The sequence below is a fragment of the Acinetobacter sp. TAC-1 genome (genome assembly GCF_029025845.1).
GTDB classification, from domain to species: domain Bacteria; phylum Pseudomonadota; class Gammaproteobacteria; order Pseudomonadales; family Moraxellaceae; genus Acinetobacter; species Acinetobacter guillouiae.
Genome location: NZ_CP118892.1, coordinates 2,212,539 through 2,231,509, shown reverse-complemented (window position 1 = coordinate 2,231,509; position 18,971 = coordinate 2,212,539). Strand labels below are relative to the sequence as shown.

The window sequence follows — 18,971 nt, the reverse complement described above, 5'->3', positions numbered from 1 at the left end:
GCTTACTGGTATTCGATTAAATCGCTTCATTGTCATTAGAAAATATAATGTTGAATAAGTGCAGCAACACCAATAATTAAAAAGACAAGTGCGCCAATTTTATGAATGAGTGAAATTGGGAGCTTTTCTGCAAGTTTATTACCAATAAATACGGCTGGAGCATTCACCAACATTATTCCTAAGGTGGTACCTACAGTTACCCAGCCGATACTGTCAAAACGAGCAGCTAATGCCACAGTCGCTATTTGAGTTTTATCACCAATTTCTGCCAAAAAGAAAAGCACAAAGGTTGCGCCAAAGACACCGTATTTTTGCCACTTATCGATACTTCCAGATTCATCATCTAGCTTATCTGGGATTAACATCCATACGGCCATCCCAATAAATCCTAGAGAAACAATCCACAATAAGACAGTTGGACTAAGAACAGTCGTAATCCACTGTCCGAGTACGGCAGAAACACCATGATTTACCAGTGTCGCGAGAAAAATAGCGATAAGAATAGGAATAGGTTTTCGGAATCGTGCAGAAAGCAGTAGTGCCAGTAATTGGGTCTTATCACCCATTTCAGATAAAGCAACTACAGCAAGAGAGATTAGGAAAGCAGATATCATAATAATTTCTCTGGCTAGCAATAATTACCAATGATTTATTACTCTTGCTAGCCATAGCAGAGTCATAAATCAAAGGTCTTGCCAACAAAAAGAAATCTATGATCGGAGGATCATTTGGTTCTTTGCTATGATGACCATGCTAGTTTAAGCAATTATGTTGACCATCACCTTTTTACCTGAGGTAAAAAGCGGCTACTCCCCAATGAAGTTTTTTTATTTTAGTAGAATCAAGTGTAGTTTTCAATCCTACCTTTTAGATAAATTAAAAGAACTCATTCCTGTTTGATTACGCCGCCTACTCACCGCATATTCCTATAAAAATATTTTAAATATTGATCAGTACCAAAATTGCAAAGTTATGAATATATTTAGCTAGAGGGAAATAATATCAAAAACGATCAATATTCACAAAAAACATTTAAATTCAACAAACTATATAGTATTTATTTTTAAAAAGCGCCATTGCGAGCATACATTGGTCGCATAAGCATGACTTAATTTCATCCTACTTGGCGCTTTTATCGAAAACAAAAAAAGCTCATATTAAAAGATTATTATTCAACAGTTTCAGCCATTCTAAAGAACCTGTAATCAATGTGATAAAATATAATTTATTGTTTTTTTAAAATAAAAATCAAATAATTTTATCTGAGAAGTATAAGGTGTATTATCTTAATTTTAGATACAAAACTGAGCTATAGATTTTTATGTTGGAACATAGCGATATTAATTTACCGATTATTATTATTGGCGCTGGGATAGCAGGAATCGCATGCGCTAAAAAATTACAAGAAAATGGTAAAAAAGTTACCATACTCGAAGCGAGGTCTCGCACAGGTGGGCGCATAGATTCATTGCAATCTGATGCTGATGTTTTTGATTTAGGTGCATCATGGATTCATGGCGTTGAAGGTAATCCTATCTGGGAAATTACCCAAGAGAATCATATAGCAACAACTGTATTTAACTATGACAAATCGCAATATTTTCATGAAAATGGGTTGTTATTTTCTGACAAAGAAGTCCAAGAGTTTGAATCTTATGTAGAGGAAATAGAAAAGCAACTTTCTCAAACACAAACGCAATCTGCCCTCAAGGCGACTGAAGAAATAATTTCTTCTTTACATTATTCAGGTAATACATTTTCAGAAGATTATCTTAAACAATTATTATTTAACTTTTTCAACCGAATAGCAAATGACCCATTTGCGACAAATCTTGAGCTACTTTCATCAAATTACAAAAATTACGAAGGTTATTTTGATGGTGATGAAGTTATTTTTCCCAATGGCTATGCCCAAGTTATAGAGGTGCTTTCAAAAAAAATCGACATTCAATTCAATGTTGATGTAAAAAAAATCATCTGTGAAAATGATTGTGTCAAAATTATTGATTCCAATGATAATTTTTACATAGGTTCCCGTGTAGTGGTTACTGTCCCACTTGGAATTTTAAAGAAAAATCATATCGAGTTTGATCCTGCATTACCTCATCACTATACTCAATCTATTCAAGATATTGGATTTGGATCCTTTAATAAAGTATTTTTTGAATTAGAACAACCACTTTCTTTTAGATCCAAAATGCCGATAGACAAGATAAGTGATTTCTATTGGAATGAGCTTGGTTGTTTTAATATTCTAGACTTATCTGGAGTTTATAAAAAACCAATTTATTTAATGCTGTTTGGAGGAAAGCAATCTGAGTTTATTGATAATTCAGCGGATCATGAAATATCAAAGTTTATTTTTAGTAACTTGCAGAAACAATTTAACAATATTCCCCATACACCTAAAAAACTCATCGTTACACGTTGGGGCGCCGACCCTTATAGCTATGGTTCTTTTAGTTTTCCCTCACTAAAGCACAGTGAGGATATTGTTAAAGTGTTGCATCAACCAATTCAAGAAAAAATCTTCTTTGCTGGCGAACATTGTAGCTTGAAATATGCGGGTACGGTTCATGGCGCATATTTAAATGGCGATGAAACAGCTCAAAAAATATTAGCTGAAGTACCACTTATTTAAACCTAATCTCAGTCATGAAAAAACCTCCCGAGGGAGGTTTTTATGATGTTGTCTAGAGTTAGGCGTATTGATAATAGACTTCTTTCATAAGTCCTTTTTAAAACCATTAATCAACATAAAAGCACCCTCATCCTAGCCTTCTCCCAAAGGGAGAAAGAATTTTCAATACCAATATGATTCACTCTACATGATCATTTTTTGATTTATGAAAGATCTTTAATGCTATTGGCTATTTTTTTGCTCAAAACACTTATAAATTAAAGCGCCAATCACAGCGCCAACAATTGGAGCAACCCAGAAAAGCCATAATTGACTCAGTGCAGCCGTTTCAGCAAACAAAGCCACTGCTGTACTACGTGCAGGATTGACCGAAGTATTGGTGACAGGAATACTGATTAAATGGATCAAAGTTAATGCCAAACCAATAGCAATAGGCGCAAAACCTGCAGGTGCACGTTTATCTGTAGAACCGAGAATTACAATTAAGAAAATAGCAGTTAAGACAATCTCAATTAATAATGCAGAAAGCAAAGAATATTTTCCAGGCGACAAATCACCAAAACCATTTGTTGCAAATCCACCCGTACCAGTGAATCCTGCTTGACCCTGTACAATCAAATACAATATAAATGCAGCGAAGATACCACCTACGACTTGAGCAATGATGTATGGTGCTAAGTCTTTTGCATTAAAACGACCACCAACCCATAAACCTATACTTACTGCGGGATTGAAATGTCCACCTGAAATATGACCTAATGCGTAAGCACCAGTCAGTACAGTGAGACCAAACGCGAGTGCAACACCGACAAAACCGATACCCAATTCTGGAAATGCTGCAGCAAGTACTGCACTACCACACCCTCCAAAGACCAGCCAAAATGTTCCAATAAATTCTGCAAAATATTTATTCATGTTCATTACTTTTCTGTTCAATAAATCCAAGCGGAATTTAGCAAAACAAGTCACACTTTTAAACAAAAACATGAATTATTTTACAAAAAGCATAAGTAATTGATGAAATGACTAAATTCATAATTTTTATAAAACAAACCCTTCGATTGAAGGGTTTGTTAGACAAATTAAAATTCCAATTCAGAGGGGGAAGAAGGAATGATTTAATAAATCTATTGGTAATTATTAACATGTATATAGATTTATACAATCTTATTTAATAGAACACAGCATTCTAAAAATTTGAAGATCAATCAAAAAGCCCATCTGCGGGTGAGCTCTTTAGGCGATTTATGGCAAAGAATTACTTATTATTAAAAAGCTGATCTGTTATCTTTTGATCAACTTTACTTCGATGTCCATTGTCAAAATATCGATCTACATGGCATCGTTTTGTATTTGTATCACAGAACACCCCATTTGAGAAAGTAAATGCAGAGTGATCAAAATCGCCTTGTGAGAAAACTTTATTCGCTTTTTGGGTTCCTAAATATTGAGCCGTAAGTGATTTTGATACACCTTTGTTATTTACACAGATATATTGATCACAAATCACACCTTTTTTAGGTGAAACTAAACTTGTGTTGGTTTTAGCAATCACTGGAAAACTGATGATTAAACAAGCATAGCTGATGAGACTCAATAATCCTTTAGAAATTTTCACTTTTAAACCTGCAAAACAATACAAAAAATAAAGGAAAATTATAAGATCAATTGGATTTAAGATATACAACAATTATGTTTAAACCTATATAAGAAAACACATTAGGCTTCTTTTATAAGATATTTTTAAAACAATAAATCAACATACAATCCCCTCATCATCGCCTTCTTTCAAAGTGAGAAGGCGATTTCAATAGCAATATGAATCACTCATTATAAACATTCATTCAGTTTAGAAATAATCTAGAGATATTATGATTAACAGCAGAATTATCGATAAAATCAAATAAGTATTGATATTATTAAAGCTCTTAAGATAATTTAACATTCGTCATTTCCCATAAGAATTTAATAAAATACTATATGGCTGACAGATAGATAAAAGACTAGGAAAAGAAAAGCAGACAAAAAAATACCATCGATAATCAAATTGGTTAAAAATGTTGCACGATGAAATTTAAATAAACTTGTAAAGCTAATAAATTAACAATTTTATATTCATAAAAACTTAAATCACAAGTTAAGCTAATAAACAGTTTTAGCTATTTTAAATAAGTTCATTTTAAAAACCAAAATTTAGATTTATTGGTGATATAAAACTTTAAATCAGTGGCTCCACCAACGCTCTTCACTTATTTATTTAAAATTTAGCGACGTTAAAAGACAATTAAGTATTTTTAGATAATGCTTGGAATCAATTCAATTCATCAAGTTTTAAAAAATAATTCCTTTTGTCAGGTCTATCATTTTTTAAATGCTTTAAAAATATTTTAGCAGTTTCCTCCGATGCATCCTCTCTTAGGCAACGTTCAACAAAGGATATATCTACAAATTCATCTGCTAACCCAGCACGACCAAGATCTAAAAAATAAATTTCATTGAATTTATCTATAAAAATATTACTATCCGTGATATCGCCATGAGAAAAAACCAATCTTTCTTCAACACGAGTCTCGGTTAACTCATTCCATAGACTTAGGTAAGTTTTATGGTCTCCCCATAATTCAGCGTCAAAATCATCTTGATCTATATCGTCAAGGAGTTGGTTATCAATAAAAAATTTTGACTCTTTTAACCGATGATCAATGTTTGAAATAAATGGACAATCAATAATAGCAACTGAATTTAACAGATTGAATGCCTCCTTATAGATAGCAAGCAATTCTTGGTTTGTTAAAAAAAGCGCTGAAATTGGTTTTGCATTGATCGCTTTAGTGATCATGAATTCAAACTGCTCATCTTGAAAAGTCATGATGAGTTCAGGCACCTTTAATTTCTCAGAGAGCCAACTCAACATTTTCGCTTCACGAGAGACACTGTATGTGGTCTCTGTATATAAAGTGCTAGATCGCTTAAGAAAAAAAGCTTCATTATTTCGATTAAAAGAATAAACATCCGATGGGGACTGACCAATTTTATTTGGCTCTAAAACGCTGTTTCCAATAAATTGTTGAATGATATTGGGCAATTCCATCAAGTTTTCCTTTTATTCAGCATTAAAAACCCCGCAAATGCGAGGCCTAGTAAATAGATGATCTTAATTTGGTTCACTGTAGCAAAAATATGGCTTATTCCCTATAGATGATCAATACTTCAAAATTTTGTCATCATCTTTCAATTATATAAATTGCGCTAGACTTAAAAAGTGGGGGGCAGTATTTCTCGATTGCAAACATCAGGAATGAGCTAGAGCAGAATATAGACAGCAGCAAGACCTCAAGATGCAGATAAATCGCGGAGTAGCTGCTCTAAATCCTGTTCACCTACTTTTGTTTGAGCACCTGCCTGCAAGCCGCCACGAATGAGTTTTTCAGCAGCAGGACGCGCAAACAGACCAGCCCATGCTTTGTGCTCTCGAATGAAGTCTTCGCTTAAATCCGCAGGTGGGATTGCTTTCTTTGCAGCGGCGATGACCCCTTCAGGTAAAGCTGCAATATTTGTGGCAATGCGATGAACAAAAGCGTCTAACTCATTTGCCGGAAGCGCACGATTTACCCAACCATATCGTTCGGCTAGCAAAGCGTCAATCAGCTCAGCACCAAGAATTACTTCTAATGCACGCCCCCGTGTCATACGCTGTGAAAGATATTGAGTACCACCACCGCCAGGAATAATACCCATCAATGCCTCACATTGGGCGAGGCCAGCACGCCCAATAGCAGCAAATGCCATATCCACTGCTGCTACAAATTCAGCACCGCCACCACGCGCCAAGCCTTCGAGCTTAACAATCGTCACTTGCGGCTGTGCCTGAATCATCTCCCCTAAAGCCTGAAATGGATTCAATCCATTAGGTAGATCTTTTGCGAACTGGTCAAAAGCGTTTGGCTCATCAATTAAGGTCATGTCTACATGAGCGATGAAAAACTCAGGATCGGCGCTTTGGAACACGATTACACGTGTTTGTGGGTCATCACGTACCTGAGTAAGAAAAGCTCGAATATCACTCATCAATGCAACATCCAATACATTAACTGGTGGATTGTTAATACTGACAGTCGCCACGCCTCGATCATACTCAATGTGAAGTGTGGAATAAGTTGGAATGGTCATCATATACCCTTGATTTTAGATGTGTGCAATCATGGTATCTTATGTATACTTAGTGTCAATTACGCACCTTAAGCATCCTAAGTATCTTGGAGCATACCTATGAACCCTGATCACGATCCAATCTACCGTGCCGACTGCCCAAGCCGTACCATTCTCGATCAAATCGCAGACAAATGGTCAATGCTGGTTTTGATGGTGTTACATGAACCACGTCGCTTCAACGCCATCAAACGGCATCTTGATGGTATTACCCAACGTGTATTGACACAGACGCTTCGCAAGTTAGAACGCAATGGTATGGTGACACGCACCGTTATAGATGGGAAAACTCTAGGCGTGGAATATGCCTTGACGCCACTTGGGCAATCACTCAAATTGCCTTTTAACGCGCTCTACGACTGGACCGTCGAGAATATGGACACCATTCAGGTGTGCCAATCTCGCTATGATCAATCTGATGATGTTATTCGCACAGCGACCACCCAGCAATCAGACATAACACTGAAATAATGTGTGCCGCCTCAAGCTAGAAATATGAGAGTTTGGCTTATTAGTCCAAAATCTGATGAATATGGAAAAGATTATTTAGGTTTTAAAACTACTCACCTGTTTTGCTTACTTAATTTTGCTTACTTAATTTAGTTCCACTTTCATCTATACAATAAAAACCACCGCAAAGGTGGTTCATATCTTGAATGAATGACTGTAATCTTGGTCTTTAATTTTCAATTCTATTGCCTTAGTGGAGTCAATATTTTTATGACTAATATAGTGAATCACAGCTTTTTTTAAATTTAACTCAAGAAACTCTTCTTATTCATCAATAATATCAGCAAAATTCGCACCCAAAACCTTAGCTAAATCTTGTGGATTAACCCCAATATCCAAGCCCCTTTTCCCACCACTAACATACATTTTACTTAATTGCTGTGCACTATCACAAATAACCGTTTTTAAACGCTTTTTTTGACCTACAGGACTGATTCCACCGACTAAATATCCAGTTAAACGCTCTGCATCTTTAGGATCAGCCATATGTAGTTTTTTACAAGCAAAAGTACTCGCCACTTTCTTTAAATTTAATTGATGGTTCACTGGAAGGATGGCAACAAAATAGTTTTTATCATCTGAAAGCATTATTATTGAAATCATTACAAACCTAAGGAAATCAGAAGCACAATATAAGTTATAAATATTAATAATTTATAAAATATATAGAAACATAACCAAACTATACAAAATCTAGTTATGTGAGTAAAATTGTGAGTAACTTTTATTGTCCTCACAATTATTATAATTTACTCACTATGCTTACAGATACCAAGATAAAAAGTCTTAAACCACGTGATAAGACGTATAGAATAGCCGATAACAATGGGCTTTGCATTGAAGTTCGATCAACTGGAACAAAATTATGGCGTTATAGATATAGGTATAATGGCAAGGCCTCTATGTTAAGCCTAGGAGAATACCCTCTTATCGGTCTAGCTGATGCACGCAAAGCTAAAGATCAAGCAAGATTACTCCTCGATGATGGCATAAATCCCATACAGATTCGTAGACAAGAAAAATTTGAAGCTCAAATAAATAACCTAAATACTTTTAAGCTTATTGCGAATGAATACATATCTGAAATGTTGTCTAGTCGTACCGATGGCTATATTAATAAATTTAGGAAATCATTAGAGATTGATATTTTACCAGCAATAGGTGAAAAAAATGTAAAAGATATAAACTCGGCAGATGTTTTATATATTATTAAATCGACAGTTAATCGTATTAGAACCAATGGGAAGCATGGCACAGGAGAAGTTACAGCAATGAATAATCAAAAGATTATAGGAGCTGTGATGAGATATTCTATTGCAACATTGAGAGCTGAAACAGATCCAACTTATGCAGTACGTGGTGTACTTATGCGCCCCGAAATTGAACACGCACGTCCTCTAACAAGAGAAGAGCAAGCACTTTTCAGAAGAGGATTAGATAACTTTAAAGGTTCTTTAACTGTCAGAAATGCCCTTTTAACTATGTCTTATACGATGCTTCGTTCAATCGAAATTAGACGTATGAAGTGGCGATATGTTGACTTTGAGTCAAAAATTATTAATTTCCCTATCTCAACTAGAAGTAACAATCAAGAACGTACAACAAAGAAAAATAGAATACACTTAGTTCCTATGTCAAATCAGTTATTTAGTTTATTAAAATCTCAGTATATTGAGTCTGGTAATAAAGAGTTCGTGTTCCCAAGTGTATATGGCAATAACTCTAATACTATTGGCAACTCCACTCTTAATGTTGCATTAAAAAATATGGGACTAAAGACAGTAACAGCACACGACTTTAGGGCTACAGCATCGACAATTTTGAATGAAAAAGATTTTGATGAAAATTGGATTGAAAAACAGTTAGCTCATTCAGATCAAAACAAAACAAGGGCATCATATAATCATGCAAAGTATATGGAGCAGCGTAGTAATATGATGCAACAATGGGCTGATATTGTAGATAGTTGGAAAGACATTAATAACCCTTAAATTTTATGATAAGTGTTGTACTATTCCCAATCAAAGTATGCATGCTTATGACAGTTAGAGTTGTTTTGAGATTTAAAGTATTAGTTCTATATGAGTTTTTGAAATGATTGAAAGAATATCTTTGAATTCGCTAAAATTTTTTTATTTTGTTGCCAAATATAATAGTATTACTAAAGCTTCAAAAAAATTATTTGTTACTCAAAGTGCTGTAAGTAAACAAATTTATAATATTGAAGAATCTTTAAACATTCAATTGTTCGTGCGACGTAATAAATCTTTAGTTATAACTCAAGAAGGAGAATTACTCTTTAAATGCTGCCAAAGAATTTTCATCCAATTGGATGAATGTCTAACAGAATTAAAAAATGTTAAATTTGATAAAAAACAATTAGTTATTTCTTGTGAACCCACTATTTCTATGAAATGGTTAATTCCCCGATTATCTAAGTTTAAAGATCTTGGATATGACTTTAATGTTGTCTTACTTACTGGTGGAGGTACAGTCGATTTTGAAAAAAACAATATTGATTTAGCTATCCGGAGAAATGATTTCAATTGGGGAGAACACATTTTTAGTGAAAAGATTGCTGATGAGTACATGGTAATGGTTCAAGCTTCTCATCAAGTACATACACATGAATTATTAGTTTCTTTATCACGTCCAAATTTTTCGAAAAATTTAATTAGAATTACTGAATTTAAAGAGTTCATACATCAATCGCCCCAAATTGAATTGGAACATTTTTATTTGTGTCTAGAAGGATGTTTAGCAGGATTAGGAGCTACTATTATTTCTATATATATGATTGAAAAAGAGTTAGAAAGAGGAGCACTTCAAAAAATAACTCCAATAATTAAAGATAATTCCTCTTATTATTTGCTGTCTCATACAAATATTACAGAAGATCCAAGAAAGATCATTTTTTTAGATTGGTTAAAAAATGAAATGAAAGAAACTCAAATTAACTATCTACATAGTGATACACAAATTTCCAAGATGATAGACTAAATATTTTTATTGAGCTAAATCTTAGTACTTTATATATTATAATAATATATAAATATTTTTAAAAACAAGGTTGAATGATGGGTAAGTTTTTGATTTTAAGTACACTTTCTTTTTTATTTCTGACTGCTTGTAGTCAAAAGTCTTTTCAGCCTAAAGTAGTTGTCGGATCTATAGTTAGTGAACCAGAAGATGGTATAGAGAATACTATCAGTTCAGCATCCCCACTGCAGTGTGAAGACAAAGATAGATGTGTTGAAGCAGTTTCATGTGAAGAATACCCAGATGCAGAGGTATGTTATTCAGCTCCTTCACATCGTGATTTTTCAGATGGAGAGCCTTATACAAAAGTTGAATGATTCTTATAGTTAATTTTTTCATATTTTTCAAAATAATATGTTCATTGCAATCAATCTTATTTAGTTAGAAACTAATTCAAAATAGATTGTACATTAACCTAAATCTACCATAAACGCTTTTGCTGCCTGGTACAAACATACAAATATTTTTCTTTCTGAAGAGAATTAAAATGAATAAATCCAAGATACTAAAACTTAATGAATCACATGTACTTCCAGTAAAAATAAGTAATTGCAATGGAGATACTTATTACTCAAATATAAATCTTAAATATGGATATCCCCCGAATATAATACTAAGAGAAAACAATGACAAAATCGAATTAAATATCGAATCTGCAGAGAATAGATTAACTACAAATTATTTTTTATCTGCTGTCGAAAAAAATAATTTCCTGTCTCCCACCATTTTTAAATATTTGTATTATGGCAAAGCAAATAAGGATAATTTAACTGAAGTTAAATTCACTATTCCAGAACTTTCCTCATACTTTAATAAAGAGATCACATACAATTTAGATAATGAAGCTAATATAACAGGAAACTTAAAAATAAAATCTCTTGAAGCAAACCTTAATAATTTAGGATTGTACATTACGATTGAACAAGGAATTATTTTTAAGAATAATGAAGATCATTCGGGATTTTCTTTCAAAAATCTGATTTACTTTTGTTATAAATCAGAACAAGTTCTCTCTTTTCAGGAAATTGAAAAATTAATGTATAAAGCAGCTGGATTACTAACTTGGGTCCTTGGTTACCCAGTTGCTGCTGATACTATAACAGTATCTGATGGAAAGAAGATAGGATACCTATATCTACCATTAGTCAAAAAACAAAAAGTTCATGATATAAGCAACTCTAAAAGTTTCATGGGAACTACATATTTTCGAAGAAATTTTGAATCGATATGTAATAAATACTTCAGTCAAAATGAAATATTTGAAATTTGGAGTAGAACACTCCCCTTATTTGATTTTTCAGGGGTTCTTGAGTATGAGGTAATGCTTCATGCAAGTATTTTAGATAGATATTTTTCTCATCAGATTAATAAATTAGAGTTAATTAAAATTGTAAATTATGATAATGACATAGATAAAATTAACACTTTATTAAAAGAAAACAAAGAGTTAAATGAAATCATTAAAAATACTAGCTTAATTGATAAAATTGATGCAAAAAACCTTTTTTCAGAAATACAGCCTATTACTTTCATAAAAAAGCAAAAAGCATATTTTAATTATATTGGAGATGATTACATAAAGATTTTTATTGGAAAAAATGATTTTTTTCAAATAAAAAGTATTAGAGATAAAGCAGCACATGGTGATAAAAGTGATTTTAGCACTGAAGAAATTTTAAAATATCTTTGGAAGGTAAAATTATTGACTATGTTTTTAATATATCGAGATTTAGGAATAAATGAAGATGATTTTGTTAAAATAATAACTAATTCATTACACCCATTCATTATTAACTGTGAAAAAGACAAAGTTTTATTAGATCTTAAAAGCGGTAAATCAATATGTATTTCAGTGAGCAATATTGAGTTAAAAAAAATGAAAGAACTAAATACAGATATTAATGTATTCATGAAATTAAATGAAAATTATTTATTTAATACAGAACTAAGTAGTGATGCTCATAAATATTTTCTAAATTTATCTCCAGAAGAATATCAGGAACTAATTTATCATAGTTATGAAAAATATGTATTACATTTATTAGAAATGAAAAATTGTAATATGAAAGTTAAATCATACTCAGAAATATATATAAAAAATAAAAATAAAGAGATAATTTCTAATGTAATTGTTGTTGAACCAATTTGAATTTTTAAAATATATAGGACTTTTTGCCATTGAATATTTTTATTAAAAAGATTTTATAAATCAAATTTTTATCCAAGAACAAGGATTTTAGTAATGTGCTCAAACTATGAAATTCCCACCCGACAAGCCATTACCCTACTTGATGTCGAACCTAATCAGTTAGATCTTGAATTAAAGTCACATGTTTATCCAGGCTATCATGCACCGATAATCATGCGTGGTTTTGATTTAGATGTTGGTAAATTTGGTCTATTGCCATCGTGGGCAAAAGACTTCAAGTTCAGCTCTCATACTTATAATGCTAGAACTGAAACTTTTGCTGAGAAACCAAGCTTTCGACACGCATGGAAGTACAGTAAATTTTGTCTTGTGCCGGTGCAAGAGTTCTATGAGCCAAAGTACATTGACGGTAAACCACATTGGTACACGATCAAACGCGAAGATAATCAGCCTTTCACCGTTGCTGCTATCTATGACGATGCTGTGATTAAAGACTCTAAAGTCAGATCGTTTTCAATGCTCACGATCAATTCAGACAACCACCCTTTCATGAAGCAATTTCATGCGCCAAATGACGAGAAAAGATCGATCATAGTCATACCTGAAGAATATCGGAAAGACTGGCTGAATGTTGATAAAGAAAATGCACATGAATATTTCTTTGAGATGCGTGATGAGTTTGTTACTTTCCCGCGTGACCATTCATCAGAAGTAGCCAAACAAAGTGACCTTTTTTAAATTAATACTGTTTATCCACATGTTTTAAATTTGAATTTAAAAACTATTACATTTAAAATCTTGAATACGTAACTTATTCAAGTGATATTTTTTATGAATATTAAATTAAATTCAAGCTTCTCTAAAGCTAAACTTCAAAGGCTTAAAGATGCAAATCTAGATCACTTGAAAAACTCTAAAGTTATTGATATTAAATCATATTCATCTAAAGAGAGATGTTTATCTGACATATCAAGAATATCGTCATTTCAGGCAATCACGAAGTATTCTATTCCACTTGTTTTAAACAAAATTGCTGCAGGTTTCCCTTCCCCGGCAGAAGACTATATAGATAAAACTGTCGACATGAATGACCTTCTTATTTCAAATAAAGAAGCGACATTCATTGTTCAAGTTGAATCGCTTTCGATGAAAGATATCGGGATTGATATAAATGATTATTTAATTGTCGATAGAAGTATTCGCTCACAGCATCAAGACATTGTTATCGCATTCATTGATAATGATTTCACTGTAAAAAGAATGATGATTACACAGCGGATGTCTCATGATGAATTGTTTAATATTTTTCATAATGAAAATGATCTTAGAAATTTACCAGCTGTTTGGCTCAAACCTGAAAACATCGAATACAAACCAATTCTCCCCCGCAATGAGCAAGAATTAGTAATTTGGGGTGTTGTCACCAAAGTTATTAAGAACTTTAAATGAAACATGAAGAAAAGATATTCGCTCTTATTGATATCAATAATTGCTATGTCTCGTGTGAGCGTTTCTTTAATCCCAAGTTGAATAAACTCCCAGTCATCGTACTCTCAAATAACGATGGGTGTGCAGTTGCCCGTAGCAATGAAGCTAAACAAATTGGGATTAAAATGGGTGTTCCGCTATTTCAGATAAAGGATGTAATCCAAAAAAATAACGTTCAAGTACTTTCAAGCAACTATGCGATATATGCGGAAATGTCGCGTCGGTTTCATTCAATTCTCGCTGGCTATGTTGCGCCACACGAACAAGAAATATATTCAATTGATGAATGCTTTCTGGATCTGACAAGCTTTAAGAATAACTATGATCTTGTTGCGTACTGCCAAGGCATGCGCGAACGTATTCAACAATGGATTGGATTACCTGTTTCTATTGGTATAGGAAGATCAAAGACTGAAGCAAAAATCGCGAATCACATGGCCAAGAAAGGAAAAAGATTTAATGGAGTCTGTGATTTAGCAAATATGGCCCCAAGGCACCGTGATTATTTTTGGTCGCTGGTTGAGGTTGGCGAAGTATGGGGTGTGGGCAGAAAACAGAATAAAAAGCTCAATGATATAGGAATTAAGACTGTTCTAGATCTATCAAAAGCTAATCCCCCAATCATGGGCAAGATGTTTACTGTTTGTATGCAGAGAACAGTTTTAGAGCTGCAAGGTATTTCATGTATGCTAATCGATGACCAGCCAAAACCAAAACAACAAATAGTGGCCAGTCGTTCTTTTGGCGTAAAAATCACTGAGTTGCAAGACTTAAAAGAGGCAATGTCGAAGTATGTTCAAGACGCTGTTGGGCGCTTGAGAAAAGAAAAGTTATTGTGTGGTGTGATTACAGCCTTTGTTCAATCAAATCCTTTTGACGCTTCTGTTCCATACTATAGCAAAGCACAGACTTATAAGTTCGCTGAGCCAACTGATTGCGTTTTAGATTTAGTTGAAGTTGCTTACTTACTATTGGAAAGAATTTATAAACCAGATATCAAGTACAAAAAATGTGGTGTGTATTACTCAGAACTGATTCAAAAATCCAATCATATCCCTGACTTGCTTTCAGATCATCAAACTAGAATTGAGAATGAAAACTTGATGCAAGCCTATGAAGAAATACAGACAAAGTTTGGCAAAGCTAAGATTTCTGTAGGTCCTTGCTATTTCAAAGATCGAAAGTGGTCTATGAGTCGAGATATGCTTTCCAAAAACTATTTCACTAAAAATGGATTAATTAAAGTTAAATAAATTTAAAGATATAAAATATACAGCAACAAAAATAGCCCTTACATTGAAGGGCTATTTTTTGAGAATCTGTTAACGAGTTACTCGATCCCAAGCATCTTTTACTGCATGCTTTGCTTCTTCCCATTTTAAACGAGACTCTCTTTTGGTTTTTTCCCATTGAAGCTTAAGATCTGCTTCAACTTCTTCAAACTTTGTTTCATAAGAGTAATTGCTTCTAGAAGTGTACCCTAGCTGATATGCATCACGATAATCACGATCGTAATCTACATTATCATATAAGTTAATCGTGTCTTTATAATAAGGGCGAGTGTTGTAAGTTTCACGCCAATAAACATCTTCATCAGTTGGATTTACAGCTTCAGAAATGCTTTTTCCAGCTAATCCTCCAACAACTGCACCTACTACTCCACCGACTGCAGCACCTACAGGTCCGCCAACAGCTCCAATAGCTGCACCACTTACTGCACCGCCTGCGGCTCCAACACCTGTCCCAATTGGGTGTGCTCCTGGCTCGCCGGAAATTGGATCTGCATTCAATTGGTCACGTTGTTCTTTACTGAGATTCTTAACTACTTCATTATCTATATTAGAATTTGACATATTTAATCCTCTATTTTGATAAAAATTATTAATTCAATTAATCAATCAACGATAATCATCCTAGATTAAATATTTTTATTTAATATTACTATTTGTTATAGTTTCAAGAAGGGTTTGTACAAAATAAAATTAACTAAATTAAAATAAACTCATCTCAAAACCACAGCCCTATTGAGTATTGTCGTTTTAGAAATCTTCTAAATAAAAAACATTAAATTACAATAGAACATATTAAAAAATCACGATTTACAATTTAAGAATAATTTACTAAAAAACATTAACTTATATAAATAAATTTAAAATAAACATTAAAACAAAGAATAAATCAAAAAACAAACAAAATCTCAATAAAGTTATAAAATTATAATTAATTCACAAAAAATAAATGAATCAAATATGAAAAAATTAATCAATTGAGAACAGAGTCACATTATTATTAATTTTGTGTATTCATTCAAAAAATACATTTATAAATTAAATAAATCTATAAATATTACATTAATAACTCAACAAAACTTAAAGCTTAAAAATACTTACATCACTAATTTTTAAATGTCTTAGACTGATATTTCAACTTGAACAAGAGATGAGCAAACATTATGAGTAACGTTAATGTAAACGATATTAAAGAACATGCTTCAGTAATTGCTTCATGTGGTACACAGATCGGTAAGGTCGATCATCTTGAGGGACAAGATTCAATTAAATTGACTCGAAGTGATGATGAACATAATGAACATCATCTGATTCCATTAAGTTGGGTGAGTGAAATTAAAGATGGAAACGTAATTTTGAATAAAAATTCAGAAGAAGCAAGAAATGAGTGGCAAACATTATAGCTTTTACCTAAAGTAATTTGCTATTTCAAGAATGCCAATCAATTTGATTGGCATTCCTGTCATCAAATGATAAGTTTTCAAATCTGTCTTATCTATCTAACTAAATTTGAAAAAGTTTAAATCATTGATGAACTAAACTCGTTTTGTCTTTATCAATATATTTATCATATTCATGTTGATACTTTTTAGCTAAGCTTAGTTTTTCATCATCTTTTAAAATTTTGCCAGATTGTTGGAAAAATTTATGCTCTTCTTCATCTAAATGATGATGTACAAGCTTACGTAGCTGATTTGCTATACGTAACCAACTCGGATTATTGAGTTCTTTTTCAGTAAGTTGCTCAAGTAACTCATCTATTTCGTGATGCTCAGACAGAGCATGCCTTGTAATATTCAAACCTGCATCTGTCATCATAAGAGGTATGTAAAAATACCTGTCTTCAGCCACAGCATGTGCAAATAATTCATTTTTCAACAATGAGAAATAACGCTTTCTTTCTTCTGAATTGCCAGTAGTTTCAATTAACTTATCAGATAATTCTCTTTGCTTTTCATGACTAAATTTTAAGACATCAAATATGGTGAGTTGCTTACTATGGCTCATACTTTCATCCTATCGAAAAATTTATTTAGTATTCAATCTTATAGGATAGACTAGTATTTATTATTGAATTCTTGTTTCAATATTATTTTAATTGTAATTACCCTTTATATTACACAATCTAGGAAATTTAAAGATTCTTAGAATTTAACCCAACCATTTCGCTGCGTTTTTATTCAAAATTAAAGAATGTATAATTATTTTGACCATTGGAGAGAATGGTCTATAACTAGAAATGATGTCCAGCATTGCCCACCTTGTGTGGGTTTTTTTACCTGATTTCAGGTATATGCTAAGCCTTCAATTATGCCTATATTTTATACCGATAGTTAAAATCTATCATAACTAATTAAAAGGATTCTAATATGGGTATCAAGGTTACAAACAATACAAATGAATCAATCTCTGCTTGTGTTAATCAGTGGGGAAATGATGGTGATACAGGATATTTCTCGATTGCTCCTGGTAAAAGTGAAAACTGGGATAGATCAGCAGAAAAGCCTTTTATTATGTTAATACAGAAAGGTGGGAATGTTACTGCATACTGTGTATCTAGTAAAAGTCAAATTATTGTTTCTACAAATGGTATAACAGATCAAGGTATTGAAAAAAATCCCATCCGTCCTTAAGTATAAATTATTTCACAGAGTGGTGAGTTCAGTTCTACCACTCTTTAAAAAAATCAATTTTATATACAGTGTACGAAAGTTTTATAATTGTTTTGCGAAATTCTCATTACATTGTTTGAATTATTGATATTTTTCATTCCGAAATTATTCATAATAATAAAGCTCTATTTAACAATCTTATTCTTCGCACCATTCAAAGCAATGCACTCATTGTATTTACTAACTGTATCAATGATCCAAAGTGTGATTTCTTTACCCTGCCCTGATTCCAACTTAAGAAGTTTAGGGCAAGGTAGCATTCAAGTATGAAAATTTATCTAAACTTTCGCATATGCTGTATATTTTTAATTTGAAAAATTATAAAAATAGTTAAGTTACTCTCCACACAATAATTCTTGCTCATAATCAATAGCTTGCTTTCTCTGCCAATTTTCAAATTTTAAATTTGATAGTTTATTTTCATCTACTTCTTTTAATATATAAGGAGGAGTATCTTGAATTTTAAATTCAATAATATAGTATTTTAAAATCCATTTATCTTTTGGATATTTCACAATATCTATTTTTCCCTCACATTGTTTATTTAAATCCTTTAAAGGTATCGTCAATTGTTGTGCTGAACAAATGGTTGTTACACTATCTATAGACTTACATCCTAACCAATTCGCCCAAAAATTTTTAACTTCTATTTGATAGTCAGTATTATTGGATGTCAAAATAAGATTGGTCGCACTAGAATTTGAATAATCAAAATGCTCAAAACAAAGCTTTCCATTCATATGGCATCCTAAGCCGAGATCAGCTTTCCAATCTTGGCTACACGCAATCAAAATTATTGGTGAAAGTAAAATCCAATATTTTCTTTTCATTCACTACCTCTTAGGTAAAATTGGACAACTCATACAAAAACATCGATTAAAAAAGGATTATTTTAAATCCATCTAGTTCCCCCCTCTTTAATCGAGAATCAATCCTCACTCCGAGGGCCATGCTTCCCTCAATCTTACCGCATC

Annotated in this window: 19 protein-coding genes, 1 pseudogene and 1 riboswitch; of the genes and pseudogenes, 11 read left to right on the top strand and 9 right to left on the bottom strand. The window is 32.6% G+C overall.

The features are described from left to right. Positions 1-35 precede the first annotated feature (35 nt). Positions 36-611 (bottom strand): TMEM165/GDT1 family protein, encoded by a 576-nt coding sequence (locus PYV58_RS10430; protein WP_171077802.1) that lies wholly within the window; start codon positions 609-611, stop codon positions 36-38. A gap of 71 nt (positions 612-682) precedes the next feature. Next, positions 683-827, bottom strand: a riboswitch (yybP-ykoY riboswitch). Positions 828-1,321: 494 nt separating this feature from the next. On the opposite strand from PYV58_RS10430, the gene PYV58_RS10425 reads away from it, so the two are divergent. Further along, the gene (locus PYV58_RS10425) at positions 1,322-2,641 is read left to right on the top strand and encodes an NAD(P)/FAD-dependent oxidoreductase (RefSeq protein ID WP_034616742.1); all 1,320 of its coding nucleotides are present in this window, start codon (positions 1,322-1,324) and stop codon (positions 2,639-2,641) included. A gap of 222 nt (positions 2,642-2,863) precedes the next feature. Here PYV58_RS10425 and aqpZ read toward each other — a convergent pair whose 3' ends face one another. From aqpZ to PYV58_RS10405, 4 genes are all read right to left on the bottom strand, one after another. Continuing rightward, positions 2,864-3,556 (bottom strand): aquaporin Z, encoded by a 693-nt coding sequence (gene aqpZ, locus PYV58_RS10420; protein WP_034617956.1) that lies wholly within the window; start codon positions 3,554-3,556, stop codon positions 2,864-2,866. Positions 3,557-3,899: 343 nt separating this feature from the next. Then, entirely contained in the window at positions 3,900-4,253 is a 354-nt protein-coding gene (locus tag PYV58_RS10415; RefSeq protein WP_227504287.1) for a YcgJ family protein, read from the bottom strand. A 699-nt stretch (positions 4,254-4,952) separates the two neighbouring features. Further along, positions 4,953-5,732, bottom strand: a complete 780-nt coding sequence (locus PYV58_RS10410) for an APH(3')-VI family aminoglycoside O-phosphotransferase (protein ID WP_034617954.1) — start codon at positions 5,730-5,732, stop codon at positions 4,953-4,955. Between the two features lie 242 nt (positions 5,733-5,974). Continuing rightward, entirely contained in the window at positions 5,975-6,811 is an 837-nt protein-coding gene (locus tag PYV58_RS10405) for an enoyl-CoA hydratase/isomerase family protein (protein WP_034617952.1), read from the bottom strand. Between the two features lie 99 nt (positions 6,812-6,910). Here PYV58_RS10405 and PYV58_RS10400 point away from each other — a divergent pair, with 99 nt between their 5' ends. Continuing rightward, positions 6,911-7,321, top strand: a complete 411-nt coding sequence (locus tag PYV58_RS10400) for a helix-turn-helix domain-containing protein (protein ID WP_034617950.1) — start codon at positions 6,911-6,913, stop codon at positions 7,319-7,321. A gap of 303 nt (positions 7,322-7,624) precedes the next feature. On the opposite strand, the pseudogene PYV58_RS10395 reads toward PYV58_RS10400, so the two are convergent. Then, positions 7,625-7,951 (bottom strand): annotated as a pseudogene (locus tag PYV58_RS10395) (aminoacyl-tRNA deacylase); the annotation flags it as partial. Between the two features lie 167 nt (positions 7,952-8,118). Here PYV58_RS10395 and PYV58_RS10390 point away from each other — a divergent pair. From PYV58_RS10390 to PYV58_RS10360, 7 genes are all read left to right on the top strand, one after another. Beyond that, complete coding sequence (locus PYV58_RS10390; RefSeq protein ID WP_034617913.1) at positions 8,119-9,351, top strand: integrase arm-type DNA-binding domain-containing protein; 1,233 nt, start codon at positions 8,119-8,121, stop codon at positions 9,349-9,351. A 103-nt stretch (positions 9,352-9,454) separates the two neighbouring features. Beyond that, positions 9,455-10,360 (top strand): LysR family transcriptional regulator, encoded by a 906-nt coding sequence (locus tag PYV58_RS10385; RefSeq protein WP_275059824.1) that lies wholly within the window; start codon positions 9,455-9,457, stop codon positions 10,358-10,360. 77 nt (positions 10,361-10,437) lie between these two features. Beyond that, positions 10,438-10,716 (top strand): hypothetical protein, encoded by a 279-nt coding sequence (locus tag PYV58_RS10380; RefSeq protein WP_034617907.1) that lies wholly within the window; start codon positions 10,438-10,440, stop codon positions 10,714-10,716. 170 nt (positions 10,717-10,886) lie between these two features. Further along, complete coding sequence (locus PYV58_RS10375; RefSeq protein ID WP_034617904.1) at positions 10,887-12,548, top strand: HEPN domain-containing protein; 1,662 nt, start codon at positions 10,887-10,889, stop codon at positions 12,546-12,548. 93 nt (positions 12,549-12,641) lie between these two features. Then, positions 12,642-13,286 carry an SOS response-associated peptidase family protein gene (locus tag PYV58_RS10370; RefSeq protein WP_034617901.1) on the top strand — a complete coding sequence of 215 codons (645 nt, stop codon included), beginning with the start codon at positions 12,642-12,644 and terminating at the stop codon, positions 13,284-13,286. A gap of 93 nt (positions 13,287-13,379) precedes the next feature. After that, positions 13,380-13,997, top strand: a complete 618-nt coding sequence (umuD, locus tag PYV58_RS10365) for a translesion error-prone DNA polymerase V autoproteolytic subunit (protein ID WP_034617898.1) — start codon at positions 13,380-13,382, stop codon at positions 13,995-13,997. Next, positions 13,994-15,289, top strand: a complete 1,296-nt coding sequence (locus tag PYV58_RS10360; protein ID WP_275059823.1) for a Y-family DNA polymerase — start codon at positions 13,994-13,996, stop codon at positions 15,287-15,289. The genes umuD and PYV58_RS10360 overlap by 4 nt, the downstream gene beginning before the upstream one ends. A gap of 69 nt (positions 15,290-15,358) precedes the next feature. On the opposite strand, the gene PYV58_RS10355 is transcribed toward PYV58_RS10360, so the two are convergent. Continuing rightward, positions 15,359-15,889, bottom strand: coding sequence for a hypothetical protein (locus PYV58_RS10355; RefSeq protein WP_034617896.1), 531 nt, complete (start codon positions 15,887-15,889; stop codon positions 15,359-15,361). A 599-nt stretch (positions 15,890-16,488) separates the two neighbouring features. On the opposite strand from PYV58_RS10355, the gene PYV58_RS10350 reads away from it, so the two are divergent. Next, complete coding sequence (locus PYV58_RS10350; protein WP_004720127.1) at positions 16,489-16,728, top strand: DUF2171 domain-containing protein; 240 nt, start codon at positions 16,489-16,491, stop codon at positions 16,726-16,728. A 121-nt stretch (positions 16,729-16,849) separates the two neighbouring features. Here the strand turns inward: PYV58_RS10350 and PYV58_RS10345 are convergent, their stop codons facing one another. After that, positions 16,850-17,332, bottom strand: a complete 483-nt coding sequence (locus tag PYV58_RS10345) for a hemerythrin domain-containing protein (RefSeq protein WP_034617893.1) — start codon at positions 17,330-17,332, stop codon at positions 16,850-16,852. 362 nt (positions 17,333-17,694) lie between these two features. Between PYV58_RS10345 and PYV58_RS10340 the strand changes: the two genes are divergently transcribed. Continuing rightward, complete coding sequence (locus PYV58_RS10340) at positions 17,695-17,958, top strand: hypothetical protein (RefSeq protein WP_034617890.1); 264 nt, start codon at positions 17,695-17,697, stop codon at positions 17,956-17,958. Positions 17,959-18,332: 374 nt separating this feature from the next. Here PYV58_RS10340 and PYV58_RS10335 read toward each other — a convergent pair whose 3' ends face one another. After that, the gene (locus PYV58_RS10335; protein WP_034617887.1) at positions 18,333-18,827 is read right to left on the bottom strand and encodes a hypothetical protein; all 495 of its coding nucleotides are present in this window, start codon (positions 18,825-18,827) and stop codon (positions 18,333-18,335) included. Positions 18,828-18,971 lie beyond the last annotated feature (144 nt).